This is a genomic window from Actinokineospora sp. NPDC004072 (genome assembly GCF_053604195.1).
On record NZ_JBSGHB010000008.1, the window covers coordinates 15887 to 41175 of the forward strand.

Here is a 25289-nt window from a genome sequence, read left to right on the forward strand (position 1 = left end):
CGGGGGCCGCGGTCATCCGGTCAGACCTGCTCCCAGAGGGCCGGGACGTTCGGCGGCTCCCAGCCGGGCATCGAGGTGTGCGGCTGGATGACCCGGTAGGTGCTGCCGCCGTAGGTGACCTGCGCCCCGGTGCCGTAGTAGGTGTACGGCGCCCAGGTCCCACCGGGCGGGGTGGACGTGGTGGTCGTCGGGCTGGTGCCGGTGGTCGGGCGGGTGGTCGTGGTGGTGGTGCCGGGGTCGGTCGTCACCAGCCGCAGGCCGTAGACCTGGAGGATCTCGGTGATCGGCTGGAAGTAGATCGTGCCGCCGGTCTGGCAGTTGCCGGACCCGCCGGAGGTCACGCCCTGGGCCTGGTCGCCGGTCAGCCAGGAGCCGCCGGAGTCGCCCGGCTCGGCGCAGGCGTTGGTGCGGGTCAGGCCGGTGATGGTGCCCTCGGGGTAGGTGACCGAGGCGTTCTTCTGCTGGATGGTGCCGCAGCGCCAGCCGGTGGTGGAGCCGGAGCGGCAGACCGACGAGCCGACCGGCGCCTCCTGCGAGCCCGCGACGGGCACGGTGCCGGGGTAGCGGTTGACCAGCGGGCGCGGGGTGTTGCCCGCGTCCACGCGCACCCAGGCGTAGTCGTTGCCGGGGAAGCTGGAGCCCTGGACGCTGCCGCTCGGCTGGGTCGTGCGGGTGCCCGTGCGCCCGCAGTGGCCCGCGGTGACGAAGCCGCCCTCGACGGAGAAGCCGACCGAGCAGCGGCCCTGGCCGAAGTAGTAGGCGTTGCCGCCGATGACGTCGATCATCGGCTTGGGGTCCTCGGCGCTGGTCTCGACGCCGACGATCGCCCCCCGCAGCCCCGCCCCGGCCGCCCACGCCCTGGCCTCGGCCTCGCCGCCGGAGTTGGCGAGCACGACGACCCGGTTGGCCTTCACGTCGACGTACCAGCCGGGGACCTCGGCAGGCGCGGTGGTGGCTCTGGCGTCCAGCTTGGCCTTCGCCGCCTCCAGAGTGGACTCGCTGTGCCTGGCGGTCGCGGGGACGGCGCCGTGGGCGCGGACGGCGTCGGCGAGCGCGGCGTCGGTCACCGCGACGGTGAGCGTGTGGCCGGTGCTGTCCATCCAGGAGCCCGCGTAGGCCGAGCCGAGGCGCGCCTTGAGGGCGCTGTCGGTGCGCCCGGCGGCCTTCTCGGCGGCCATCCGCTCGACGGCCTGCTCCTGGGTGATGCCGAGGTCGCGCGCCATCGCGCTGAGCATGGCCGGGTCCGCGCTGCTGGCGGCCGTCGCGCTGGTGGTCGACAGGGCGATGGCGGTGACCAGCCCCGACGCTGTGACCGCTGTGGTCACAGCGGCGATCAATCTGCGGTTCATGTCCGCTCTCCTCGTTGCAGGGTGAGTGGCAACGACGGTAAGCGGACAATCACCCGCATTGGTACATACCAATGGTCATAGCAGGCCGCGGCCCCCGACGCCTGCGTCTCGTCGGGGGCCGCGGTGACCCGGGCGCCCCTGCGCGGCGCCCGGACCGGGTTGGGCAGCTAGACGCGCTGCCAGAGAGCCGGGACGTTCGGCGGCTCCCAGCCGGGCATCGAGGTGTGCGCCTGCAGCGCCCGGTAGGTGCTGCCGCCGTAGGTCACCTGCGCGCCGACGGCGTAGCTGGTGTAGGCAGCCCACGTGCCACCGGGCGGGTTGTTGCCGCCGGAGGTCGTCGTGGTGGTGGTGGGCGGGTTGTCCCCGGAGGTCAGCAGGCGCAGGCCGTACGCCGACAGGATCTCCTGCAGCGGCTGGAAGTAGAACGTGCCGCCGGAGCTGCAGTTGCCGGACCCGCCCGAGGTCACGCCCTGGGCCTGGTCACCGGCCAGCCACGACCCGCCGGAGTCGCCCGGCTCGGCGCACGCGCTGGTGCGGGTGAGGCCGGACACCGAGCCCTGCGGGTAGTTCACCGTGGCGTTCTTCTGCTGGATGGTGCCGCAGCGCCAGCCGGTGGTGGAGCCGGAGCGGCAGACCGACGCGCCGACCGGGGCCTCCTGCGAACCGGCGACCGGGACGGTGCCGGGGTAGCGGTTGACCAGCGGCCGCGGGGTGTTGCCCGCGTCGACGCGGACCCAGCCGTAGTCGTTGCCCGGGAAGCTGGAGCCCGCCACGACACCGCTGGGGTTGGAGGTGCGGGTGCCCGCGCCGCCGCAGTGGCCTGCGGTGACGAAGCCGCCCTGGACGGAGAAGCCGACCGAGCAGCGGCTGCCGCCGAAGCTGTAGGCGTTGCCGCCGATGACGTCGATGAACGGACGCGGGTTCTCGGCGGTGGTCTCGACGCGCACGGCACCCAGACCTGCCTTGGCCGCCCACGCCTTGGCCTTGGCCTCGGAGCCCGCGTGGCTCAGCACGACGACCTCGTTGCTGGTGATGTCGACATACCAGCCCGGGACGGACTTCGGCGCGCTGGTCGCCTTGGCGTCCAGCTTGGCCTTGGCGGCGTCGAGCTGGGCGGCGCTGCGGGCGACGGTCTTGGGGACCGCGCCGAGGGCGCGCACCTTCTCGGCGTCGCGGGCGTTGGTGACGGCGACGGTCAGGGTGGAGCCGGTGGCATCCATCCAGGAGCCGCCGTAGCCGCCCGCGCCCAGCAGGGACTGCAGGGCCTTGTCGGTGGCGCCCGCGGCCTTCTCCACGGCCAGGCGGTGCTTGGCCTGCTCGGGGCTGATCTTCAGGTCGCGGGACATGGCGGCCAGGATCGCCGACTGGGTCTCGTCGACCGCAGGGGCGGTCTGCCCCGCGGTCGCGGTCGGCGTCAGGGCGATGGCTGTGGCCAGCCCAGCCGCCGTAATGGCCGTCGTAGCGGCCGCGATGATCTTACGATTCATTATCCGCTCTCTCCTCGAGGGCGTGCAGGGTGGAATCCAGGCAAACGGTAGGAGGCGGATCGCCCATATTGGTACATACCAATCAGGTCATACCGCCGATCATGGCAGGGTGTCGGCCATGAACAACGCCCCCGCTCCCGGCGGCGCCGTCCCCCGCCGCCGCGTCCTGGTCACCGGCGCTTCCGGCGGCATCGGCGCGGCCGTCGCGCACGCCTTCGCCGCCCTCGGCGACCGGGTCGCCGTGCACTACAAATCAGGCCGGGAACGCGCAGAAGTGGTCTACACCGAATTGGCCGGTGACGGCCACGCGCTCATCGGCGCCGACCTGGCCGAACCCGAGGCGCTGGTGGCCGAGGCGGTGGCCGCCCTCGGCGGGATCGACGTGCTGGTGAACAACGCCGCCGTCCAGGTGGGGCCGCACCCGCCGTCGACGCCCTTCGCCGACTGGCGGCGGGCCTGGCGGGAGACCTTCGAGGTCAACCTCTTCGGCGTGGCCGAGCTGAGCCACCTGGTCGCGGCCCGGATGGTCGAGCAGGGCACCGGTGGGCGGATCGTCAACGTCGGCTCGCGCGGGGCCTTCCGGGGCGAGCCCGACTACCCGGCCTACGGCGCGAGCAAGGCCGCCCTGCACGCCCTCGGCCAGTCGCTGGCCGTCGCGCTGGCCCCGCACCGGATCGGGGTGACCACGGTCGCGCCCGGCTTCGTGCGCACCGACCGGGTGGAGCACCGGCTGGCGGGCGAGTCCGGGGCGGCGATCGCGGCGCAGAGCCCGTTCGGCCGGGTCGGCCTGCCGAGCGAGGTCGCCGCGGCCGTGGTCTACCTGGCATCGCGGGAAGCCCTGTGGGCCTCGGGCGCGATCCTGGACCTCAACGGGGCGTCGTACCTGCGGACATAGCACTAGGGTTCGCTTGTGCGCTATGACGTGATCGTGGTCGGCGGCGGCCACAATGGTCTGGTGGCCGCCGCGTACCTCGCCCGGGCGGGGCGGTCGGTGCTGGTGCTGGAACGCCTCCCGCGCACCGGGGGCGCCGCGGTCAGCGCCAGCCCGTTCCCGGGCGCCCGGCTGTCCCGGTACTCCTACCTGGTCAGCCTGCTGCCCGACCGCATCGCCGCCGACCTGGGACTGCGCCTGGACCTGCGGTCGCGCCCGGTCGCCTCCTTCACCCCCTACGAGCGCGGCGGCAGGCACGGCGGGCTGCTGGTCGAGCGCGACCCGGGCCCCGCGACCGAGGCGTCGTTCCGCGAGCTGACCGGCTCCGACGCCGAATACCGCCGGTGGCAGGCGTTCTACGCCGAGGTCGACGGCCTGGCCAAGGCGGTGGCCCCCACCCTGCTCGAACCGCTGCCCTCCCGCGCCCACCTGCGCGACCGCGTGGGCGACCGGGCGTGGGCGCGCTTCTTCGAGCAGCCGCTCGGCGACCTCATCACCGAGGCGTTCACCGACGACCTCGTGCGCGGCGTGGTGGCCACCGACGGGCTGATCGGCACCTTCACCTCGCTGTTCGACGCGGGCCTGGCCGCCAACCGGTGCTTCCTCTACCACGTGATCGGCAACGGGACCGGCGAGTGGCGCGTCCCGGTGGGCGGCATGGGCGCGGTGACCGCCGAGCTGCTGCGGGTGGCCCGGGATGCGGGGGCGGAGGTGCTGACCGGGGCCGAGGTGGTGCGGGTCGACGCCGACGGGGTGCGCGCCGAGGTCGAGTACCGGCGCGGGGACGCCGAGCACGTGGTGGGCGCCGGGCACGTGCTGGCCAACGTCGCGCCCGCGGTGCTCGACCGGCTGCTCGGCCGGGAGGCGGTCGACCCGGTGGGCGCCCAGCTCAAGGTCAACGTGCTGCTGGACCGGCTGCCGCGGCTGCGCTCGGGGGTCGACCCGCGGGTGGCCTTCGCGGGCACCTTCCACCTCGACGAGTCGTTCGAGGAGCTGGAGAGCGCCTTCTGGACCGCGGCGGCGGGCGCGCTGCCGCGGCGGCCTGCGGGCGAGACCTACTGCCACACGCTGACCGACCCGTCCATCGTGGAGGGGGACCGGCACACCCTGACGCTGTTCGGCCTGCACCTGCCGACCGCGCTGTTCACCGACGACAACCGGGGTGCCTGCGAGGAGCTGGTGGAGCGCTTCGCCGCGGGCTTCGACCGGTACCTGGCCGAACCGCTGCTCTCCTGCGTCGCCCGCGACGCCGACGGCGCCCCGTGCGTCGAGGCCCGCACGCCGCTGGACGTCGAGGCCGACCTGGCGATGCCCGGCGGCAACATCTTCCACGGCGACCTGTCGTGGCCGTACGGGGAGGGGTGGGGCGTGGAGACCGACATCGCCAACGTGCTGGTCTGCGGCAGCGGGGCGGTCCGCGGCGGCGGGGTCAGCGGCATCGCGGGCCACAACGCGGCGATGGCGGTGCTGGGCGCATGAGCAGGCCCGCCAAGATCGCCATCGGCTACTTCGCCGTCGTGTGCGCGGTCATCGCCGTGGTCGCGGTCATCCACGCGGGCCACAGCGGCCCGGACGCCTCGCTGGCCCCGGTGTGGGCGATCGCGGCGGCGCTACCGGGGTCGCTGCTGGTCACCGCGCTGCCGGAGCTGGGCGCGGCGGGGGAGTTCCTGCTGCTGGTGGCGGTGGCCGCGGTGCAGGCGGGGCTGCTGTTCGCCGTGCTCCGCGCCGTCCGCAGGCGCTGAGCGGCAGGCGCGGTGGTCGCGCCTGCCGCCCAGGGGGTGCCGGATCAGGCCGCGAGCGCCGCCTTCACGTCGGCCAGGCTCGGGTTGGTCAGGGCCTTGCCGTTGGGGAAGTGCAGCGTCGGGACGGTCTGGTTGCCGCCGTTGACGCTCATCACGAAGTCCGCCGCACTCGGGTCGCGCTCGATGTCGACCTCGACGTACTCGATGCCCTCGCGGTCCAGGAGGGTCTTGAGCCTGCGGCAGTAGCCGCACCAGGTGGTCGAGTACATGGTCAGCGTGGTGGGCGCGGTCATCGTGCTCCTCCGGGATCATCAGCCGTGGTATCGCTATCAACGCATACCAGGGCGCGATGATGCCCCCGCCGCAGTGCGCTGCCGGTCACACGGCCGATCGCGGCTCCAACCGCACGACCAGCGACTTCGACGTCGGGGTGTTGGACACCTCGGCCGTGGAGTCCAGCGGTACCAGGCTGTTGGCCTCCGGGAAGTACGTCGCCGCGCACCCGCGCGCGGTCGGGTAGGCGACCACCCGGAACCGCTCGGCCCGCCGCTCCCGGTCGGTGTACTCGCTGACCAGGTCGACCAGCGCGCCGTCGGCGATCGACAGCTCGGCGAGGTCGTCGGGGTTGACGAACACGACCCGCCTGCCGTCCTTGATCCCGCGGTAGCGGTCGTCCATGCCGTAGATCGTGGTGTTGTACTGGTCGTGGCTGCGCAGGGTTTGCAGCAGCAGCCGCCCCTGCGGCACCTCCAGCACGGTCAGGTCGTTGGCGGTGAACAGCGCCTTGCCGGTCTCCGTGCCGCGGAACTCCCGGGCGTCGCGCGGGGCGTGCGGCAGGACGAACCCGTCAGGCGCCCGCACGCGCGTGTTGTACTCGGCGCACCCGGGGACCACGCGCGCGATGTGGTCGCGGATGCGGTCGTAGTCGTCGATGTAGTCCGCCCACGGCACCGGGTGGTCGGGGCCGAACAGGGCTTGGGCGACGCCGCAGATGATGGCGACCTCGGACCGCAGGTGCGGGCTCGCGGGCGCCAGCCGCCCGCGCGAGCGGTGCACCACCGACATGGAGTCCTCGACGGTGACGAACTGGTCGCCGTCGCGCTCGGTGCGGCCCAGCGTCGGCAGGATGAGCGCGGTGCGTCCGTGCACGACGTGCGAGCGGTTCAGCTTGGTCGACACGTGCACGGTCAGGTCGCACTTGCGCAGCGCGGCCTCGGTGACCTCGGTGTCGGGGGTCGCGGCGGCGAAGTTGCCCCCGACGGCCATGAACACCTTGGCCTTGCCGTCGCGCATCGCCCGGATGGCGTCGACGGTGTCGTAGCCGGGCTTGCGCGGCACCGGGATGGCGAACTCGGTCTCCAGCGCCGCCAGGAACGACTCGGGCATCTTCTCCCAGATGCCCATCGTCCGGTCGCCCTGGACGTTGGAGTGCCCGCGCACCGGGCACAGCCCCGCGCCCGGCTTGCCGATCATCCCGCGCAGGAGCACGACGTTGGCGATCTCGCGGATCGTCGCCACCGAGTGCCGGTGCTGGGTCAGGCCCATCGCCCAGCACACGATCATCCGCCGGGAGTCGGCGACCAGCTCGGCCAGCCGCTCGATCTCGCCGTGGGCCAGGCCGGTCGCGGCGAAGACCGCCGACCAGTCCAGCGCGCGGACGTGCTCGGCGTAGCGGTCGAACCCGACGGTGCGGCGCTCGACGAAGTCGCGGTCGACGATGCCCGGGCGCGCGTCCTCCCAGCGCAGCAGCAGGTTGCCGACCGCCTGGAACAGCGCTTGGTCGCCGCCGAGGCGGATCTGCAGGAACTCGTCGGCCAGCTGGGTGCCCCGGCCGACGACGCCGCGCGCGTTCTGCGGGTTCTTGAACCGCAGCAGCCCGGCCTCGGGCAGCGGGTTCACCGCCACGATCTTTGCGCCGCCGCCCTTGGCCGCCTCCAAGGCGGCGAGCATGCGCGGGTGGTTGGTGCCGGGGTTCTGCCCGACCACCACGATCAGGTCGGCCTGCTCGATGTCGGCCAGCGACACCGACCCCTTGCCGATGCCGGTCGTCTCGGCCAGCGCCGCGCCGGAGGACTCGTGGCACATGTTGCTGCAGTCGGGCAGGTTGTTGGTGCCGTAGGCGCGCACGAGCAGCTGGTAGAGGAACGCGGCCTCGTTGCTGGTGCGGCCGGAGGTGTAGAAGACGGCCTCGTCCGGGCTGGACAGCCCGCGCAGGTGCTCGGCGATGAGCGCGAACGCCGCGTCCCACCCGATCGGCTCGTAGTGGCTGCCCCGGAGCACCATCGGCTGGGTGAGCCTGCCCTGCTGCCCCAGCCAGTAGTCGGTGCGCTCGGCCAGCTCGGCCACCGGGTGGGCGGCGAAGAACTCCGGGCCGACCCGGCGCAGCGTCGCCTCCTCGGCGACGGCCTTGGCCCCGTTCTCGCAGAACTCCACCGCCTTGCGGTGCTTGCCCTGCCCCTCCGGCCACGCGCACCCGGGGCAGTCGAACCCGTCGCGCTGGTTGATCACCCGCAGCGTCTGCGCCGTGCGCTTGACACCCATCTGCGCCACGCTGTGCCGCAGCGTGGCGGCCACGCCCGGGATGCCTGCCGCGTACGTCTTCGGGTCGCCGGTGACCAGCTCGTCCTCGGTGACGTCGGTGTCGGGTGCCTCGCGCGCCATGCCCCCATCCTGCGCCACCGCGCCCGCGGAAGCGAGGACGACCCGCTGATCAGGCCGGGCAGCCGCTCTCGGCGGGCAGCTCGGCGGCGGGGTCGAAGTAGCTGCGGCGGTCCTGGCGGGGGGTGGGCAGGTGGCTGACCGACCGGTCGCGGAAGGCCGGGGCGAGGAAGCCCTTCTTGTACCAGTCGCAGGCGATGGAGTAGCCGAACCCGCCGACGTGGCCGTACCACAGCCCGATGCTGCCCTCGCTCCACCGCGGGCCCTTGCGCATGATGTAGTCGACCTCGGCGCGGACCAGCACGACCGCGTCCATCGGGTCGGCGACGGCGGCCCCGGGCGCGAAGGCGTAGGCGAACAGGTAGTTGGTGTGGATCACCAGCTCGCCGGTGCCGCCCGCGGCCGCGGTCATCGTCCCGGTGACCTTGGGCGCGACCGGCAGCAGCGGGCTGTCCGGGGCGATGAGGCTGACCAGCGCCTGGGCCTGCGGCTCCTGGCCGGTGCCGAACAGCGGGGCGAGCTGCTTGCGGGCGTCCTCGGCCAGCAGGCCCAGGTAGCCGCTGGGGTCGTGGTCGACCAGCATGGACCGGTCGACGCGGCTGGCGATGACGGCGCGGCGGACCAGCTCGGTCGCCTCGGCCACCTCGGCGGCGGAGAACTCCCCGACCTGCATCGGGGCGGGCACGTGGATGCCGTCGGCGCCGTCGGCCCAGGACTCGGCCGGGGTGCCCGCGAACGGGGCCGCGGGGTCCAGCGTGCGCGCGGCGGCGGGGCCCGCGCCGGGCCGGTCGCCGCGGGCCGCGGGGCGGTCGCCGTCGAACATGCCGACGCCGACCAGCAGCATGAGCACCGCCACGATGGCCACCAGGACGGTCGCCGTGACCAGCCACCGCTCGGCCCTGCGGCGGCGGGTGGCGCGCAGCATCGCGCGGACGTCGGCGCGCGCGGCCTCCCGCACGCGGCTGCGCCACTCGGCGTCCTGCACCGCGGCGTGGTCGCCGTACTCCCGATGGTCCACGAGCCCCCCAAGGGCACCCGGCCGGCCTTCGCCGCCCGCTCGATGTCGTTGCTGCCTGGTGCCCGGGACATCGATGCGGCCGACTTCGGTGTTAACAGCCCATCCGGGGGACACCGCCGATCGTGCGACGAGCGGCAGGCTGGCCCGGACCAACGGTCACCGGGGACCGCTTGTCGAAGCCCGCCGCTGCCGAGCGGACCCCGCGGCCTGGGCCGTTCGGCCTCAGCCGACCGTCGGGTGACCAGGTCCCCCGTCCGGCGGTAGCGCCACGGCCACCAGGGTGTCCGGGCCGTCGCGGAGCACCACCTCCGCAGCTCGGGCGGCTGCGCGCAGGTCGGCGGCCACCGGGGCGAGCGCGGCGCGGAAGTCCTCGGGACCGGTCACGGCGAGCTGGTCGACGGGGGCGCGCATCGACACCTTCGCCCGGGTCTTGGCCCCGCGCACCTCGGCCAGCACCGCGCCCGCCGCGGCCAGCGCGCCGGTGTCGGGGTAGCCCGCCGGGGCGGGCCAGGCCGCGGTGTGCACCGAGCCGTCGCGCCACCACGACCACGCCTCCTCGGCCGCGAACGGCAGGAACGGGGCGAACAGCCGCTGCAGGGTCGCCAGCCCGGCCCGCAGCCCCGCCCTGGCCGACCCCGCGCCCGGCAGGTCGCCGTACGCGCGGTCCTTCACCAGCTCCAGGTAGTCGTCGCACCAGGTCCAGAAGAACCGCTCGACCCGCTCCAGGGCGTCGGTGTAGCGGTAGTCGGCCAGCGCGGCGGTCGCGTCGACCACCACCCGGTCCAGCGCACCCAGCGCGGCGATGTCCAGCGGCTCGGTCACCGGGTCGTCCGCCTCGGGGAAGCCGAGCACGAACCGGCTGGCGTTGAGCAGCTTGGTCGCCAGCCTGCGGCCCACCCGCATCCGGCCCACGTCCACCGCGGTGTCCACGCCGGGGCGCCCGCTCGCCGCCCAGTAGCGCACCGCGTCGGCGCCGAAGCGGTCGAGCAGCTCGTCGGGGCCGAGCCCGTTGCCCGAGCTCTTGCCCATCTTCTGCCGCTGCGGGTCCAGCACCCAGCCGGAGATCGCCGCGGTGCGCCAGGGCAGCGCGCCGGTCTCCAGCTCGGCGCGCAGGACCGTGCTGAACAGCCAGGTGCGGATGATCTCGTGGGCCTGGGGCCGCAGGTCCATCGGGTAGGCCTTGGCGAACAGCTCGGTGCCGTAGCCGCAGACCAGCAGCGGGGACAGCGAGGAGGTCGCCCAGGTGTCCATCACGTCCGGGTCGGCGGTGAACCCGCCGGGCTGGTCGCGCTGGTCGGCCCGGTAGCCCGGCGGCGTCTCGCCAGCGGGGTCGCACGGCAGCTCGTCGGGCAGCAGCGGGTTGGCGTAGTCGGGGGTGCCGGTCTCGTCCAGCGGGTACCACAGCGGGAACGGCACACCGAAGTAGCGCTGCCTGCTAATCAGCCAGTCGCCCGAGAGACCTGCCACCCAGTTCTCGAACCGCACGCACATGGACTCCGGCTGCCAGCGCAGCTCCCGGCCGCGCTCCAGCAGCCGGTCGCGGTAGGCGGTGGAGCGGATGAACCACTGCCTGCTGGACACGATCTCCAGCGGCCGGTCGCCCTTCTCGTAGTGCTTCACCGGGCGCGTCACCGGCCGCGGTCGCAGGTCGAGCAGCGCCACCACCTTCTCCCTGGCCGCCCGCACGCCCAGCCCGGCCACCTCGGCGTAGGCCGCCGGGTCCACCCCGGGCGGGGGATCGGGCCGCAGGCGGCCGTCGCGCCCGACCACCGCGCGGGCGGGCAGGCCCAGCTCGCGCCACCACAGCACGTCGGTCAGGTCGCCGAAGGTGCAGCACATCACCAGCCCGCTGCCCCGCTGCGGGTCGGCGGCCGGGTGGGCCAGCACCGGCACCTCGGCGCCGAACAGCGGGGACCGGGCGGTCGTGCCGACCAGCGCCCGGTGGCGCTCGTCGTCGGGGTGGGCGATGAGCGCCACGCAGGCGGGCAGCAGCTCGGGGCGGGTCGTCTCCACCTCGGCGGGGCCCGCGGCGGTGGCGAAGGTCAGGGTGTGCCACGCGCCGGGGGTGTCGCGGTCCACCAGCTCGGCCTGGGCGACGGCGGTGCCGAAGGTGGTGTCCCAGAGCGTGGGGGCCTCGGCCTGGTACGCCTGCCCGGCGGCCAGCAGCCGCAGGAACGACGCCTGCGACAGCGCCCGGGCCCGCGCCCCGATCGTGGTGTAGGTCCGCGTCCAGTCCACCGACAGGCCCAGCCGCCGCCACAGCGCCTCGTACGCCCGCTCGTCCTGCTCGGTCAGCCGCTCGCACAGCTCCACGAAGTTGCGCCGCGACACCGGCCGGGTCTTCTTCTTGTCCCGCTTCGGTTCGAGGCCGGGCTCGTAGGGCAGCGACGGGTCGCAGCGCACGCCGTAGTGCAGCTGGACGCGGCGCTCGGTCGGCAGGCCGTTGTCGTCCCACCCCATCGGGTAGAGCACGTCCATGCCCCGCATGCGCTGGAAGCGGGCGATGATGTCGGTGTGGGTGTAGGAGAAGACGTGGCCCACGTGCAGGCTGCCGCTGACCGTCGGCGGCGGGGTGTCGATGGAGAAGACCGATTCGCGGGGGCCGTCGCCGCGGAAGCGGTAGACGCCCGACTCCGCCCAGCGCCGCGCCCACGTCGCTTCGAGCCCGTCGAGTTCCGCTCGTCCCATGCACGGAGGGTAGTCGCGCCCGCGTGCCCGCCTCCACCGGTTTTGCTGGGCCTTCGTAGACTCATCGACCGTGACCGAGACGCCCGCCTTGCAGACCACCGACCTTCCGCAGGCCTGGGAGCCCGCCGCGGTAGAGGCGGAGCTGTACCAGGGCTGGGTAGCCGCCGGGTACTTCACCGCCGACCCCGGCAGCGGCAAGCCGCCGTTCAGCATCGTGCTGCCCCCGCCGAACGTCACCGGCAGCCTGCACATGGGCCACGCCCTCAACCACACCCTGATGGACGCCCTCACCCGGCGGCGCCGGATGCAGGGGTACGAGGCGCTGTGGCTGCCCGGCATGGACCACGCGGGCATCGCCACCCAGAACGTCGTCGAGCGCCAGCTCGCCGCCGAGGGGCTCTCCCGCCACGACCTGGGCCGGGAGGAGTTCGTCGAGCGGGTCTGGGCGTGGAAGGCCGAGTACGGCGGCAAGATCCTCGACCAGATGCGCCGCCTCGGCGAGGGCATCGACTGGAGCCGCGAGCGGTTCACCATGGACGAGGGCCTGTCCCGGGCCGTGCAGACGATCTTCAAGAAGCTCTACGACGACGGCCTGATCTACCGGGCCGAGCGGATCATCAACTGGTGCCCGCGCTGCCGCACCGCGCTGTCGGACATCGAGGTCGAGCACTCCGACGACGACGGCGAGCTGGTGTCCATCCGGTACGGCTCCGGCGATGCGTCGATCGTGGTGGCCACCACCCGGGCGGAGACGATGCTCGGCGACACCGCCGTCGCCGTGCACCCCGACGACGAGCGCTACCGCCACCTGATCGGCGCCGAGGTCGAGCTGCCGCTGACCGGCCGCCGCATCCCGATCGTGGCCGACGCCCACGTCGACCCCGAGTTCGGCACCGGCGCGGTCAAGGTGACCCCGGCGCACGACCCGAACGACTTCGAGATCGGCCGCCGCCACGACCTGCCCGCCATCACGGTCATGGACGAGACCGGCGTCATCACCGCGCACGGCCCGTTCCAGGGCCTGGACCGCTTCGAGGCCCGGCCCGCCGTGGTCGCCGCGCTGCGCGCCGAGGGCCGGATCGTGGCCGAGAAGCGGCCCTACGTCCACGCCGTGGGCCACTGCTCGCGCTGCGACACCGTGGTCGAGCCGCGGCTGTCGCTGCAGTGGTGGGTCAAGGTCGAGCCGCTGGCCCGCGCCGCGGGCGACGCCGTGCGCGACGGCCGCACCAAGGTCCACCCGCCGGAACTGGCCAAGCGCTACTTCGACTGGGTCGACAACATGCACGACTGGACGATCAGCCGCCAGCTGTGGTGGGGCCACCGCATCCCGGTCTGGTACGGCCCGGACGGCGAGGCGGTGTGCGTCGGCCCGGACGAGCAGCCGCCTGCGGGCTGGACCCAGGACCCCGACGTGCTCGACACCTGGTTCTCCTCGGCGCTGTGGCCGTTCTCCACGCTTGGCTGGCCGGAGCGCACGGCCGACCTGGCCCGGTTCTACCCGACCTCGGTGCTGTCGACCGGCTACGACATCCTCTTCTTCTGGGTCGCCAGGATGATGATGTTCGGCCTGTACGCGATGGACGGCGTGCAGCCGTTCGACCACGTGTACCTGCACGGGCTGATCCGCGACGCGCAGGGCAAGAAGATGTCCAAGTCGCGCGGCAACGTCATCGACCCGCTGGACTGGCTGGACCGCTACGGCGCCGACGCCTGCCGCTTCACCCTGGCCCGCGGCGCCAACCCGGGCAGCGACATGGCCCTGGCCGAGGAGTGGGCCGCGGGGTCGCGCAACTTCAACACCAAGCTGTGGAACGCGACCCGCTTCGCGCTGATGAACGGCGCGACGACCGCGACGCCGGTGCCCCCGCGCGCCGAGCTGACCGACGCCGACCGCTGGATCCTCGACGGCCTGGACGCCCTGGTGTCCGAAGTGGACGAGCTGTTCGACGGCTTCCAGTTCGCCAAGCTGTGCGACGCGCTCTACCACTACACCTGGGACGAGTTCTGCGACTGGTACCTGGAGCTGGCCAAGGTCCAGATCGCCGCGGGCGGCGCCCGCGCCGACGCCACCCGCGCGGTCCTCGGCCACGTGCTCGACGTGCTGCTGCGGCTGCTGCACCCGGTGATCCCGTTCATCACCGAGGTGCTGTGGAAGGCCGTCACCGGCGGCGAGTCCGTCGTGGTGGCCGACTGGCCCGCGCCCTCGGGCGCCCAGGCCGACCCGGCGGCCCGCACGCGGGTCGAGGGCGTGCAGAAGCTGGTCACCGAGATCCGCCGCTTCCGCGCCGACCAGGGCGTCAAGCCGGGCCAGCGGGTCACCGCCCGGCTGTCCGGAGTGGACGCGGCCGACCTGGCCGACCACGCCCCCGCCATCGCCGCCCTGGCGCGTCTGCAGCCCCCCGCTGCCGACTTCGCCGCGAGCGCGGCGCTGGAGGTCGCCCTCGCAGGCGGGACCGTGGTGGTGGAGCTGGACCTGTCGGGAACGGTCGACGTCGCCGCGGAGCGCAAGCGCCTCACCAAGGACCTGACGGCGGCGGAGAAGGAACTCGCCCAGTGCGAGGCCAAGCTCAACAACCCGAAGTTCACCGACAAGGCCCCCGAGGACGTCGTCACCAAGATCCGCACCCGCCGCGACACCGCCGCCGCCGACATCGAGCGCATCCAGGCCCGCCTGGCAGCCCTCCCGAGCTGAGCCCCTAGCCGGTGGGCGCGGTTGACCCCGTGCCCACCCGCGGGCTGCTTGGATGCCCGCAACCCCAGCGCGACGATGTTGGCGTGGGGTGTGGAGCGGGGCTGACCAGCACGGGTGGTGGGGGTGGGGTGGTCCTCCTGACCCAGGAGCCCAGGTCGGAGGCCGCTGCCGCGTAGACTCGACGGGTGCTCGACGAACTGCGGCAGGTTGAATCCGAACTGGACACCCGGTGGCCGGAGACCAAGATCGAACCGTCGCTGGTGCGGATCAGCGCGTTGGCGCACCTGCTCGGTGATCCGCAGCGGACCTATCCGGTCGTGCAGATCGCCGGGACGAACGGGAAGTCGTCCACCACGCGGATGATCGATGCGCTCTTCACGCGGCTCGGGCTGCGGACCGGGCGGTACACCAGTCCGCACCTGCAGCTCGTCACCGAGCGGATCGGGCTGGATGGGGCGCCGATCGATCCCGCGCGGTACGTCGAGGTCTACCGGGATGTCGAGCCCATGCTGGCGATGGTCGACGGCAAGTCCGAGGTGCCGCTGACCAAGTTCGAGGTGCTGACCGCGATGGCCTACGCCGCCTTCGCCGACGCGCCGGTGGACGTGGCCGTCGTGGAGACCGGGCTGGGCGGGACGTGGGACGCGACCTCGATCGTCGAGCCCCGGGTCGCCGTGGTGGGGCCGGTCGGCATCGATCACGTCGAGTACCTGGGGCCGGACCTGCTCAGCATCGCCGGGGAGAAGGCCGGGATCATCAAGCCGGGCTCGGTGGCCATCCTGGCCGAGCAGGACCCCGGGGTCGCGCGGGTGCTGCTGGAGCGCTGCGCCGAGGTCGACGCCACCGTCGCCCGGCAGGGCATGGAGTTCGGCGTGCACCACCGCGACGTCGCCGTCGGCGGGCAGATGGTCGCGCTGCAGGGGCTCGGCGGGATCTACGACGAGATCTTCCTGCCGCTGCACGGCGCCCACCAGGCCGACAACGCCGCCCGCGCGCTCGCCGCCGTCGAGGCGTTCTTCGGCGCCGGGGCGGACCGCCAGCTCGACGTCGAGGCGGTTCGGGAGGCGTTCGCCACCGTCGTCGTGCCCGGGCGGATGGAGCGGATGCGCACCGCGCCCACGGTGTTCATCGACGCCGCCCACAACCCGCACGGGGCCGCCGCGCTCGCCGCCGCCCTGGACGCGGAGTTCGAGTTCCGCAGGCTGGTCGGCGTCATCGGGGTCATGGCCGACAAGGACGTCGCGGGCATCCTGACCGCCCTGGAGCCGGTGTTCTCCGACCTGGTGGTCACCACCAACAGCTCCCCGCGCGCGATGGACCCCGACCTGCTCGCGGGCCACGCCGTGGAGGTCTTCGGCGACGAGCGGGTCACCGTCGCCCCGCGCCTGGACGACGCGGTGGAGATCGCCGTCGGCCTGGCCGAGGAGACCGACAGCCCCGGCGAGCCGGTGTCCGGCGGCGGGGTCGTCATCACCGGGTCGGTGGTCACCGCGGGCGAGGCCCGCACGCTGTTCGGCAAGGAGCCCGCGTGACGGATCCGATGAAGGGCTTCCGCGGCGTGATGTCGGCGATGCTGCTGCTGGAGGCCATCGTCCTGCTGCTGGCCGTCCTGCTGCTGGCCAAGCGCGACGACATCACCACCGGCGAGGTGTGGGCGGTGGGCGCGCTCGGCGTCGCCATGGTGGTGCTGTGCGCGTTCGCGCGCAAGCCGTGGGCGCTGGGAGCCGCGCTCGGCCTGCAGGGGCTGCTGGTGCTCGGCTTCTTCATCACCTTGGCCATCGGGGCCACGGGCGTGCTCTTCGGCGCGGCCTGGGGCTGGGTGGCGTGGATGCACCAGGACGTGCGCAAGCGCATGGCCGAGGGCAGACTGCCTGGTCAGCAGTAGTCTGGCCGGGTGGAACTCGACGACCTGATCCGCCTGCGCCGGGCCCGGGACACGATGGACCGCGACTACGCGCAGCCCCTCGACGTGCCCGCCCTGGCCAAGGCCGCGCTCATGTCGCCGGGGCACTTCTCCCGCAGCTTCCGCGCCGTCTACGGCGAGACGCCGTACTCCTACCTGATGACCCGCCGCATCGAGCGGGCCAAGGCGCTGCTGCGGCGCGGTGACCTGTCGGTCACCGACGTGTGCATGGCCGTCGGCTGCTCGTCGCTGGGCTCGTTCAGCTCGCGGTTCACCGAGCTGGTGGGGGAGACCCCCAGAGCCTACCGCGCCCGCGCGCACGACGAGGGCGCGGACATCCCGCCGTGCGTGGCGAAGATCCTCACGCGACCGATCAGGAATGGAGAAGCGGCCGCCAAGCGCCGCCCATAGCGTGGGGCGCATGGACATCAAGCTCGCACACACCTTCCTCATCGTCGACGACCACGACAAGGCGCTCGGCTTCTACCGCGACGCGCTCGGCTTCCAGGTGCGCAAGGACGTCAAGTTCGAGGGCATGCGCTGGCTGACGCTGAGCCCGCCGTCGCAGCCGGAGCTGGAGATCGTGCTGGAGTCCCCGGCCGCCGACCCCAGCATCCCCGAATCGGACCGCAAGGCCATCACCGAGCTGATGGCCAAGGGCCTGCTGCGCGGCGTCACCCTCACCACCGACGACGTCGACGCCGCCTTCGAGCGCATCCAGGCCACCGGGGCCGAGGTGCTCCAGGAGCCGATGGACCAGCACTACGGCGTCCGCGACTGCGCCTTCCGCGACCCGGCGGGCAACATGATCCGCATCAACCAGCCCAAGTCCCAATAGCATCAGGGGCATGTTCACCCCGGAGCAGCTGACCGAGTCCATGCCCTTCGCGCGCACCGCAGGCGCGGTCATCACGGCGGCCGCGCCCGAGGAGGTGCGCGCGAGCATGGCCTGGCAGGAGGACCGCTGCACCCTCGGCGGGGTGCTGCACGGGGGCGCGCTGGTCACCCTCGCCGACTCGGCGGGGGCGGTGTGCGCGTTCCTCAACCTCCCCGAGGGCGCCAAGGGCACCTCCACGATCGAGACCAAGACCAACCTGTTCCGCGCGGCCCGGTCCGACGTGGAGGCCGTGGCCCGGCCGCTGCACATCGGCGCGTCAACGATCGTGGTGCAGACCGACGTCTACGCCGACGGCAAGCGGGTCGCCCAGACGACCCAGACCCAGATGGTCCTGCGCTGACCGCCGGGGGCGGGCGGGGCGGCGAACCCGCGCGGCGGGCCCCGTTACCCTGCTCGCAATCAGCGTTCTGCCCAGAAATGGAGTACCTAGAGCCGTGAGTGAGCGCACCCTGGTCCTGGTCAAGCCCGACGGCGTCAGCCGGGGCCTGGTCGGGGAGGTCATCTCCCGCATCGAGCGCAAGGGCCTCAAGCTCGTCGCGCTGGAGCTGCGGAACGTCGAGCGGTCGGTCGCCGAGCAGCACTACGCCGAGCACGCCGAGCGCAGCTTCTTCGGCGACCTGCTCGACTTCATCACCTCGGGGCCGGTGCTGGCCGCCGTCGTCGAGGGCCCCCGCGCGGTGGCCGCGTTCCGCCAGCTCGCGGGCGGGACCGACCCGGTGGAGAAGGCCACCCCCGGCACCATCCGCGGGGACTTCGGCCTGGAGGTCCAGTACAACCTGGTGCACGGCTCGGACTCCACCGAGTCCGCCGAGCGCGAGATCAAGATCTGGTTCCCCGACCTGTGACCGGCGCGGCGGGCCGCCGCCGAGGCGGCCCGCCGAATCGGTTGGGGGAATGTCGGTTCCCCCGTCTAGGGTGCCCGTCGTGGTGCACAACGGGGACGCGCTGGTCCACGCCCGCGGGCTGACCAAGCGCTTCGGGGACTTCGAGGCGGTCAAGGGCATCGACCTGCGGGTCGAGCGCGGGGAGGCGTTCGGCTTCCTCGGGCCCAACGGCGCGGGCAAGTCCTCCACGATGCGGATGATCGCCTGCGTGTCGCCGCGGACCGGCGGCGAGCTGTCCGTGCTCGGCATGGACCCCAACCGGGAGGGCCCGCAGATCCGCGCCCGGATCGGAGTCTGCCCGCAGCTGGACAACCTCGACACCGAGCTGACCGTCCGGCAGAACCTGCACATCTACGGCCGCTACTTCGGCCTCTCCCGCGCCCACGTCAAGGCCAAGGCAGGCGAGCTGCTGGAGTTCGCCCAGCTCGCCGAGCGCGCCGACGACGAGGTGGAGCCGCTCTCCGGGGGCATGAAGCGGCGGCTGACCATCGCCCGCTCGCTGATCAACGACCCGGAGCTGCTGCTCCTCGACGAGCCGACCACGGGCCTGGACCCGCAGGCCAGGCACCTGCTCTGGGACCGCCTCTTCCGGCTCAAGCAGGAGGGCGTCACCCTCATCATCACCACCCACTACATGGACGAGGCCGAGCAGCTGTGCGACCGCCTCGTCGTCATGGACGGCGGCAAGATCGTCGCCGAGGGCAGCCCGGCCGCCCTCATCGCCCGGTACTCCACCCGCGAGGTCCTGGAGCTGCGCTTCGCCCCCGGCAGCCAGGCCGCGGCGGTGCCCGACGTCGCCGATCTCGCCGACCGCGTCGAGGTGCTGCCCGACCGGCTGCTGCTCTACGCCGACGACGGCGAGTCCGCGCTCAAGGCCGCCCACAACCGCGGCGTCCACCCGCTGTCGAGCCTGGTGCGCCGCAGCTCGCTGGAGGACGTCTTCCTGCGCCTCACCGGCCGGACCCTGGTGGACTGATGCGCACCTCAACCGGCACCGCCATCGGCCCCGTGCGCTCGGCGCTGATGGTCATCGAGGCGTTCTGGACCTGGTACAAGCGCAACTGGCGGTCCTCGGCGGTCTCCAGCGTCCTGTCGCCGCTGCTGTTCCTCGTCGCCCTCGGCGTGGGCTTCGGCTCGCAGGTGCGGGCGAGCGAGGCGACCCTGGGCCTGCCGTACCTGCAGTACCTCGCGCCCGCCCTGGTGTGCGCGGCGGCCCTGCAGACCGCGGCCTTCGAGTCGACGTACCCGGTGCTGTCCTCCTTCAAGTGGCAGCGCACCTACATCGCCGTCACCGCCACCCCGATCGGCCCGAAACCGCTGGTCGGGGGAGTGCTGGCGTGGGTCGCGGTGCGCCTTGCGGTCTCCGCGGCGATCTTCCTGGCGGTCGCGGGCCTGCTGGGCGCGCTGACCGGCCCGGCGGCCGCGTTCGCCCTGCCGGTGGCGGTGCTGACCGGCATGGCGCTGGCCGCCCCGCTGGTGGCCTACTCCTCGACCATCGAGTCCGAGGGCCAGCAGTTCAACGCCGTGTTCCGGTTCGTCGTGATGCCGATGACGATGTTCTCCGGCACGTTCTTCCCGGTCGAGCAGCTGCCCGGCTGGGTGCAGCCGCTGGTCTGGGCGACCCCGCTCTGGCACGGCACCGAGCTGTCCCGCGGCCTGTCCTTCGGCGGCATCGACCCGCTGGCCGCCGCGGGCCACGCGGCGTTCCTGCTCGCCCTGGTGGCCGTGGGGGCCTACCTCTGCACGCGCACGTTCACCCGGAGGCTGGCGGTCTAGATGTCCACTGACACCCCGGTCCGCTCCGCCGAGCTGCCGCCCATCCCGCCGCGCACCGGCTTCCTGCTGCGCTTCCTGCCCGCGGGCACCTACGCGGGCCGCGCCCGGGTGCTCGTGGAGCGCTCGCTGCTGACCCAGCGCAAGGCGTGGCTGGCCATCGCGTCGGGCTTCTTCGAGCCCCTGTTCTACCTGTTCGGCCTCGGCTACGGCTTCGGCCGCCTGGTCGGCGAGGTCGTCGGCCCGACCGGCGAGCCGATGCCCTACGTCGCCTTCGTCGCCCCCGCCCTGCTGGCCGCGTCGGCCATGAACGGCGCGGTCTACGACGCCACGTTCAACATCTTCTTCAAGTTCAAGTACGCCAAGCTCTACGACGCCATGCTGGCCACGCCGCTGGGCCCGCTGGACGTGGCCATCGGGGAGATCACCTGGGCGCTCATCCGCGGCGCGCTGTACGCGGGCGGCTTCCTGGCGGTCATGCTCGGGATGGGCCTGCTGGCCTCGCCGTGGGCGATCCTGGCCCTGCCCGCCGCGGTCTTCATCGCCTTCGCCTTCGCCGCGGTGGGGATGGCCTGCACGACGTACATGCGCTCCTGGCAGGACTTCGACCTGGTCCAGCTCGCCCTGCTGCCGATGTTCCTGTTCTCCACGACGTTCTTCCCGATCACGGTCTACCCGGCCGTGCTCCAGTTCATCGTGAAGTGCTTCCCGCTCTACCACGCGATCGAGGTCATGCGCTCGCTCTCGGGTGGTTTTGTCGACATATCGATCCTGGGGCACCTGTCGTACTTCGCGGTGATGATCGCCGTGGGCACCGTCGTGGCCTCGCGTCGGCTGGGCAAGCTCCTGCTGTCCTGACCCGGCCGGTTACCCTGGGAAGCACTATGAGCGTCGAGTCGGTATTCCCCCAGTTGGAGCCCCTGCTCCCGCAGGTGTCCAAGCCGGTCCAGTACGTCGGCGGCGAGCTGAACGCCACCCTGAAGCCGTGGGACCAGGCGAACGTGCGCTGGGCGCTGATGTACCCCGACGCCTACGAGGTCGGGCTGCCCAACCAGGGCGTCATGATCCTCTACGAGATCCTCAACGAGATGCCCGACGTGCTCGCCGAGCGGACCTACGCGGTCTGGTCGGACTTGGAGGCGCTGATGCGCGAGCACGGCGTCCCGCAGTTCACCGTCGACGGGCACCGCCCGGTCAAGGCGTTCGACGTGCTCGGCGTCAGCTTCGCCACCGAGCTGGGCTACACCAACCTCCTCAACGCCCTCGACCTGGCGGGCATCCCGCTGCACGCGGCCGACCGCACCACCGAGCACCCGGTGGTCGTCGCGGGCGGGCACGCCGCGTTCAACCCCGAGCCCATCGCCGACTTCATCGACGCCGCCGTCCTGGGCGACGGCGAGGAGGCCGTCGGCGAGATCACCGACATCATCCGCCGGTGGAAGGCCGACGGCCGCCCCGGCGGCCGCGACGAGCTGCTGACGCGCCTGGCCGAGACGGGGACCGTCTACATCCCCCGCTTCTACGACGTGTCCTACGCAGACGACGGCCGCATCGCCGCCGTCACGCCCAACAACGACCGCGTCCCCGCGGTCGTGGCCAAGCGGACCACGATGGACCTCGACGCCTGGCCCTACCCCAAGCAGCCGCTGGTCCCGCTGGCCGAGTCCGTCCACGAGCGGATGTCGGTGGAGATCTTCCGCGGCTGCACCCGCGGCTGCCGGTTCTGCCAGGCGGGCATGATCACCCGCCCGGTGCGCGAGCGCAGCATCGACGGCATCGGCGCGATGGTGCAGCGGGGCCTGGCCGCCAGCGGCTTCGAGGAGGTCGGCCTGCTCTCGCTCTCCAGCGCCGACCACTCCGAGATCGGCGAGATCACCAAGCAGCTGGCCGACCGCTACACCGGCACCAACACCGGCCTGTCGCTGCCGAGCACCCGGGTCGACGCCTTCAACATCGACCTGGCCAACGAGCTCTCCCGCAACGGCCGCCGCTCCGGGCTGACCTTCGCCCCCGAGGGCGGCAGCGAGCGCATCCGGCGCGTCATCAACAAGATGGTGTCCGAAGAGGACCTCATCAAGACCGTCAGCACCGCCTACGCCAACGGCTGGCGGCAGGTGAAGCTGTACTTCATGTGCGGGCTGCCCACCGAGACCGACGACGACGTCCTGCAGATCGCCGAGATGGCGCGCAACGTCATCCGGGCGGGCCGGGAGGCCAGCGGCCAGAAGGACATCCGCTGCACGATCTCCATCGGCGGGTTCGTCCCCAAGCCGCACACCCCGTTCCAGTGGGCCGCGCAGACCGACCCGGACACCGTGGACGAGCGGCTGCGCAAGCTCCGCGAGGCGGTCAACGCCGACCGCCGCCTCGGCCGCAGCATCGGCATGCGCTACCACGACGGCAAGCCCAGCCACATCGAGGGCCTGCTCTCCCGCGGCGACCGCCGGGTGGGCCGGGTCATCGAGCGGGTCTGGCGCGAGGGCGGGCGCTTCGACGGCTGGAGCGAGCACTTCTCCTACCAGCGCTGGGTCGACGCCTGCGCGGCCGAGCTGACGCCGCTGGGCGTCTCCCTGGCCTGGTACACCACCCGCGAGCGCACCGAGGACGAGGTCCTGCCCTGGGACCACCTCGACTCCGGCCTCGACAAGCAGTGGCTGTGGGACGACTGGCAGGACGCCATCGACGAGCGCGAGCAGGACGACTGCCGCTGGACCCCGTGCTTCGACTGCGGGGTCTGCCCGGCGATGGGCACCGACATCGAGATCGGCCCCACCGGCCGCAAGCTGCTGCCGATCAGCCCGGTCGGCCAGGGCACCCCGGTGCGCAACCCCGCGCTGACCTAGCCGCTTCAGCCCAGCCGACCCGCTAGGGGACCAGCTGCGGGACCTGCACCAGGCCGTGGCCGTAGAAGCTGTTGAAGCGGTCGTACCCGGTGCAGTAGGCGTCCTGCCCGGCCACGCCGTCGAGGTCGTAGTCGGCCGGGCAGGCCAGCGAGCGCGCCCGGTCGGTCAGCATCCGCGACAGCTGCTGCGGGGTCGTGTACCGGTGCCCGCCGGCCAGCAACGCGGCGACACCGGTCACGTGCGGGGCCGCCATCGACGTCCCGCACGCCGTCCCGTAGCCGCCGGGCACGGTCGAGAGCACGCAGGCCTCGCCCTCGCCGCCCGGTGCTGTGATATCCACCACACCCAGGCCGTAGGCGCTGTAGCCGGATTTCACCTGATCGGGGCCGACCGCGGAGACCGCGACCACGCCCCGCAGACCGCCCGGCAGCAGCTTGCAGCTGCCGTCCAGGGTGCGCCTGCCCACGCCGTCGGCCGTCTCGCCGCTCGGCGCGGCCAGGTCGGTGTTCTCATTCGACGCCGCCGCGACCGTCAGCACGCCGCGGATCGAGGCGTAGTCGACCGCGCGCCGGACCGCCTCGTAGACGACGTGCTCGGCGTCGCGGTCGCAGGTCAGCAGCCACGGGTCGACGAAGTAGGAGTTGTTCGTCACGGTCATCCGCTTCGCGGCGGCCCACATGAGCCCGCAGATCACCGCTTCCGGGTAGACGTAGCCCGCGTCGTCGACGACCTTCACCGAGGCCAGCCGCACGCCCGGGGCCACCCCGGTGATGCCCCGGCCGTCGTCGGCCGCCGCGATCAGGCCCGCGACGTGCGTGCCGTGCGGGGAGGTGGTGGGCGCCCAGGCCGCGGGCCGGGGGTCGGCCACGCCGGTCAGGCAGCCCGCCGACACCGCCGGGTCGACCGCGGCCGCCAGGTCGGGGTGGGTGGCGTCGATGCCCGAGTCCAGCACGCCGACCAGCACGTCGTCGCCGATCCGGCGCGCCGCGCCCCCGCCGATCATCGCCATGTTCCACTGCTCGCCGGAGCGGTCGGCGGTGGCGACCTCGCCGCCCGCGGTCAGCGGCGGGTTGTCCCGTTCACCGCTGGCCACCGTGCTGGCGCTGAAGGCCCGGTCGCGGCCCATCCGGTCGGCGAAGGCGGGGTCGGCCGACACCGCGATGCCCACCGCGATCTGGGCGTAGTAGCCGCTCAGCGAGCCGCAGGCGACCGAGATGTCCAGCTTCGCGTCCTCGGCGGCCGTGCCCGCGTCGAACAGCACGACGTAGCGCAGGGTGGGGCCGCTGGGCGCGCAGTCCGGGCGCGGGTCCGCGGTGGCGTCGGGGGCGGCGTGCGTGGTTGCGACCATCGCAAAGCTGACCGCTGCCGCCAAGGTCCGGCGCAGCAGAGGCACAGGCGACCTCCAGGGCATGGGTCCGCCGGTTGCTACGGCGTCTGCTGTCCACTCCATCGCGGACGGTAGCCACGACGCAGACGGGAAACAAGCGCGCCGGGCCATTTGGCGCTGAGGGTACGGTGCCAGGCACGCGCACCGCTCACCAGGGGAGCAGTGCCAGTACCTCCAGAAGGAGCAACCCCTGAGCCGGAAGGACCAGCCCAACCCCTCGGCGCCGCCGGTGCAGAAGCTGCGCGTGCGGTACGCCAAGCGGGGCAGGCTCCGCTTCACCTCCCACCGCGACGTCGCCCGCGCCTTCGAGCGCGCCCTGCGCCGCGCGGGCGTGCCGATGGCCTACTCGCAGGGCTTCAGCCCGCACCCGAAGATCTCCTGGATCGGGGCCGCGCCGACCGGCGTGGCCAGCGAGGCCGAGTACGTCGAGATCCAGCTGGTCACCGCGGTGGACCCGGCCGCGCTGGCCGCCGCGCTCGACGCCGCCCTGCCCCCCGGCCTCGACGTGCTCGAGGTCGTCGTCGCCGGGCCGGGCGCGCTGGCCGACCGGGTGGACGCGGCCGAGTGGCAGGTGGAACTGCCCGGCGTGTCGTCGGACACACTCGCCGCCGCGGTCGGGCGCCTGCTCGCCGAGGAGCACGTGATGGTGTCCCGCCGCACCAAGGACGGCACGCGGGAGATCGATGTCCGACCTGCGGTGATCCGGGCCGAGGTGGCCGCGAGACCCGCTGTGGGCATCGACATGCCCGCCGGGGACGGTCCGTGTGGGATACTGCGTATGGTCGTCCGGCAGACAACACCGGCCGTTCGGCCCGACGACGTACTGAGCGCGCTCCGTGTCGTCGCCGCCCTGGACCAGCCGGTGCCCGCGAAGGCGACCCGACTGGCGCAGGGGCGGCTGGACGACGTAGGCGCGCTGTCCGACCCGCTGGCCCCGGACAGGGCCGCGGCTGCCGGGTAGCGCGGTCGGGAGTCCGGAGCGCGCCGGGGTGTGTCGTCGCACGACCTGACGTCGTGCCCGCCCGCCGTGCCATGC

General features: G+C 73.0%; 22 protein-coding genes. 15 read left to right on the forward strand and 7 right to left on the reverse strand.

Going from position 1 to position 25289, the window contains the following annotated elements:
* Window positions 1-20: 20 nt before the first annotated feature.
* Window positions 21-1349, reverse strand: coding sequence for an alpha-lytic protease prodomain-containing protein (locus ACWEPX_RS13935; protein ID WP_451897518.1), 1329 nt, complete (start codon window positions 1347-1349; stop codon window positions 21-23).
* A gap of 167 nt (window positions 1350-1516) precedes the next feature.
* A complete protein-coding gene (locus ACWEPX_RS13940; RefSeq protein ID WP_451897519.1) occupies window positions 1517-2836 on the reverse strand; it encodes an alpha-lytic protease prodomain-containing protein in 1320 nt (439 codons plus the stop codon).
* A gap of 118 nt (window positions 2837-2954) precedes the next feature.
* Here ACWEPX_RS13940 and ACWEPX_RS13945 point away from each other — a divergent pair, with 118 nt between their 5' ends.
* The 3 genes from ACWEPX_RS13945 to ACWEPX_RS13955 are packed head-to-tail and all read left to right on the forward strand — an operon-like array spanning window position 2955 to window position 5509.
* Window positions 2955-3731, forward strand: coding sequence for an SDR family NAD(P)-dependent oxidoreductase (locus ACWEPX_RS13945; protein ID WP_451897520.1), 777 nt, complete (start codon window positions 2955-2957; stop codon window positions 3729-3731).
* A gap of 15 nt (window positions 3732-3746) precedes the next feature.
* A complete protein-coding gene (locus ACWEPX_RS13950) occupies window positions 3747-5246 on the forward strand; it encodes a phytoene desaturase family protein (protein ID WP_451897521.1) in 1500 nt (499 codons plus the stop codon).
* Window positions 5243-5509, forward strand: a complete 267-nt coding sequence (locus ACWEPX_RS13955) for an SCO4225 family membrane protein (protein ID WP_451897522.1) — start codon at window positions 5243-5245, stop codon at window positions 5507-5509. The genes ACWEPX_RS13950 and ACWEPX_RS13955 overlap by 4 nt, the downstream gene beginning before the upstream one ends.
* A gap of 44 nt (window positions 5510-5553) precedes the next feature.
* Here ACWEPX_RS13955 and ACWEPX_RS13960 read toward each other — a convergent pair whose 3' ends face one another.
* The 4 genes from ACWEPX_RS13960 to valS form a co-directional block, all read right to left on the reverse strand.
* Window positions 5554-5802: a mycoredoxin gene (locus ACWEPX_RS13960; protein WP_451897523.1), complete on the reverse strand. Its 249-nt coding sequence runs from the start codon at window positions 5800-5802 to the stop codon at window positions 5554-5556.
* Window positions 5803-5887: 85 nt separating this feature from the next.
* Complete coding sequence (locus ACWEPX_RS13965) at window positions 5888-8170, reverse strand: FdhF/YdeP family oxidoreductase (RefSeq protein WP_451897524.1); 2283 nt, start codon at window positions 8168-8170, stop codon at window positions 5888-5890.
* Window positions 8171-8219: 49 nt separating this feature from the next.
* Window positions 8220-9185, reverse strand: coding sequence for a hypothetical protein (locus ACWEPX_RS13970; protein ID WP_451897525.1), 966 nt, complete (start codon window positions 9183-9185; stop codon window positions 8220-8222).
* Between the two features lie 222 nt (window positions 9186-9407).
* On the reverse strand, window positions 9408-11873 hold the full coding sequence (gene valS, locus ACWEPX_RS13975; RefSeq protein ID WP_451897526.1) for a valine--tRNA ligase: 2466 nt from the start codon (window positions 11871-11873) through the stop codon (window positions 9408-9410).
* A 70-nt stretch (window positions 11874-11943) separates the two neighbouring features.
* Here valS and ACWEPX_RS13980 point away from each other — a divergent pair, with 70 nt between their 5' ends.
* The 11 genes from ACWEPX_RS13980 to ACWEPX_RS14030 all read left to right on the forward strand — a co-directional run bounded on the left by ACWEPX_RS13980 (window position 11944) and on the right by ACWEPX_RS14030 (window position 22866).
* Window positions 11944-14565, forward strand: a complete 2622-nt coding sequence (locus ACWEPX_RS13980; RefSeq protein WP_451897527.1) for a valine--tRNA ligase — start codon at window positions 11944-11946, stop codon at window positions 14563-14565.
* 185 nt (window positions 14566-14750) lie between these two features.
* Window positions 14751-16097: a bifunctional tetrahydrofolate synthase/dihydrofolate synthase gene (gene folC / locus ACWEPX_RS13985; protein ID WP_451897528.1), complete on the forward strand. Its 1347-nt coding sequence runs from the start codon at window positions 14751-14753 to the stop codon at window positions 16095-16097.
* Window positions 16094-16450 carry a DUF4233 domain-containing protein gene (locus ACWEPX_RS13990; protein WP_451897529.1) on the forward strand — a complete coding sequence of 119 codons (357 nt, stop codon included), beginning with the start codon at window positions 16094-16096 and terminating at the stop codon, window positions 16448-16450. Before folC ends, ACWEPX_RS13990 begins: the two co-directional genes overlap by 4 nt.
* Window positions 16451-16504: 54 nt before the next feature.
* On the forward strand, window positions 16505-16879 hold the full coding sequence (locus ACWEPX_RS13995) for a helix-turn-helix transcriptional regulator (protein ID WP_451897798.1): 375 nt from the start codon (window positions 16505-16507) through the stop codon (window positions 16877-16879).
* Between the two features lie 10 nt (window positions 16880-16889).
* Window positions 16890-17306, forward strand: a complete 417-nt coding sequence (locus ACWEPX_RS14000) for a VOC family protein (protein WP_451897530.1) — start codon at window positions 16890-16892, stop codon at window positions 17304-17306.
* A gap of 10 nt (window positions 17307-17316) precedes the next feature.
* Window positions 17317-17706 (forward strand): PaaI family thioesterase, encoded by a 390-nt coding sequence (locus tag ACWEPX_RS14005; RefSeq protein ID WP_451897531.1) that lies wholly within the window; start codon window positions 17317-17319, stop codon window positions 17704-17706.
* Window positions 17707-17800: 94 nt separating this feature from the next.
* Window positions 17801-18211 carry a nucleoside-diphosphate kinase gene (gene ndk, locus ACWEPX_RS14010; RefSeq protein ID WP_451897532.1) on the forward strand — a complete coding sequence of 137 codons (411 nt, stop codon included), beginning with the start codon at window positions 17801-17803 and terminating at the stop codon, window positions 18209-18211.
* Window positions 18212-18260: 49 nt separating this feature from the next.
* Window positions 18261-19226 carry an ATP-binding cassette domain-containing protein gene (locus ACWEPX_RS14015; RefSeq protein WP_451897533.1) on the forward strand — a complete coding sequence of 322 codons (966 nt, stop codon included), beginning with the start codon at window positions 18261-18263 and terminating at the stop codon, window positions 19224-19226.
* Entirely contained in the window at window positions 19226-20026 is an 801-nt protein-coding gene (locus tag ACWEPX_RS14020) for an ABC transporter permease (RefSeq protein ID WP_451897534.1), read from the forward strand. Before ACWEPX_RS14015 ends, ACWEPX_RS14020 begins: the two co-directional genes overlap by 1 nt.
* Window positions 20027-20881, forward strand: a complete 855-nt coding sequence (locus ACWEPX_RS14025; RefSeq protein ID WP_451897535.1) for an ABC transporter permease — start codon at window positions 20027-20029, stop codon at window positions 20879-20881. It abuts the gene before it with no gap.
* A 26-nt stretch (window positions 20882-20907) separates the two neighbouring features.
* Window positions 20908-22866 carry a TIGR03960 family B12-binding radical SAM protein gene (locus ACWEPX_RS14030; RefSeq protein ID WP_451897536.1) on the forward strand — a complete coding sequence of 653 codons (1959 nt, stop codon included), beginning with the start codon at window positions 20908-20910 and terminating at the stop codon, window positions 22864-22866.
* Window positions 22867-22888: 22 nt separating this feature from the next.
* On the opposite strand, the gene ACWEPX_RS14035 is transcribed toward ACWEPX_RS14030, so the two are convergent.
* A complete protein-coding gene (locus ACWEPX_RS14035; protein ID WP_451897537.1) occupies window positions 22889-24259 on the reverse strand; it encodes a S8 family peptidase in 1371 nt (456 codons plus the stop codon).
* 223 nt (window positions 24260-24482) lie between these two features.
* Between ACWEPX_RS14035 and ACWEPX_RS14040 the strand changes: the two genes are divergently transcribed.
* Window positions 24483-25214: a TIGR03936 family radical SAM-associated protein gene (locus ACWEPX_RS14040; RefSeq protein ID WP_451897538.1), complete on the forward strand. Its 732-nt coding sequence runs from the start codon at window positions 24483-24485 to the stop codon at window positions 25212-25214.
* Window positions 25215-25289: the final 75 nt, after the last annotated feature.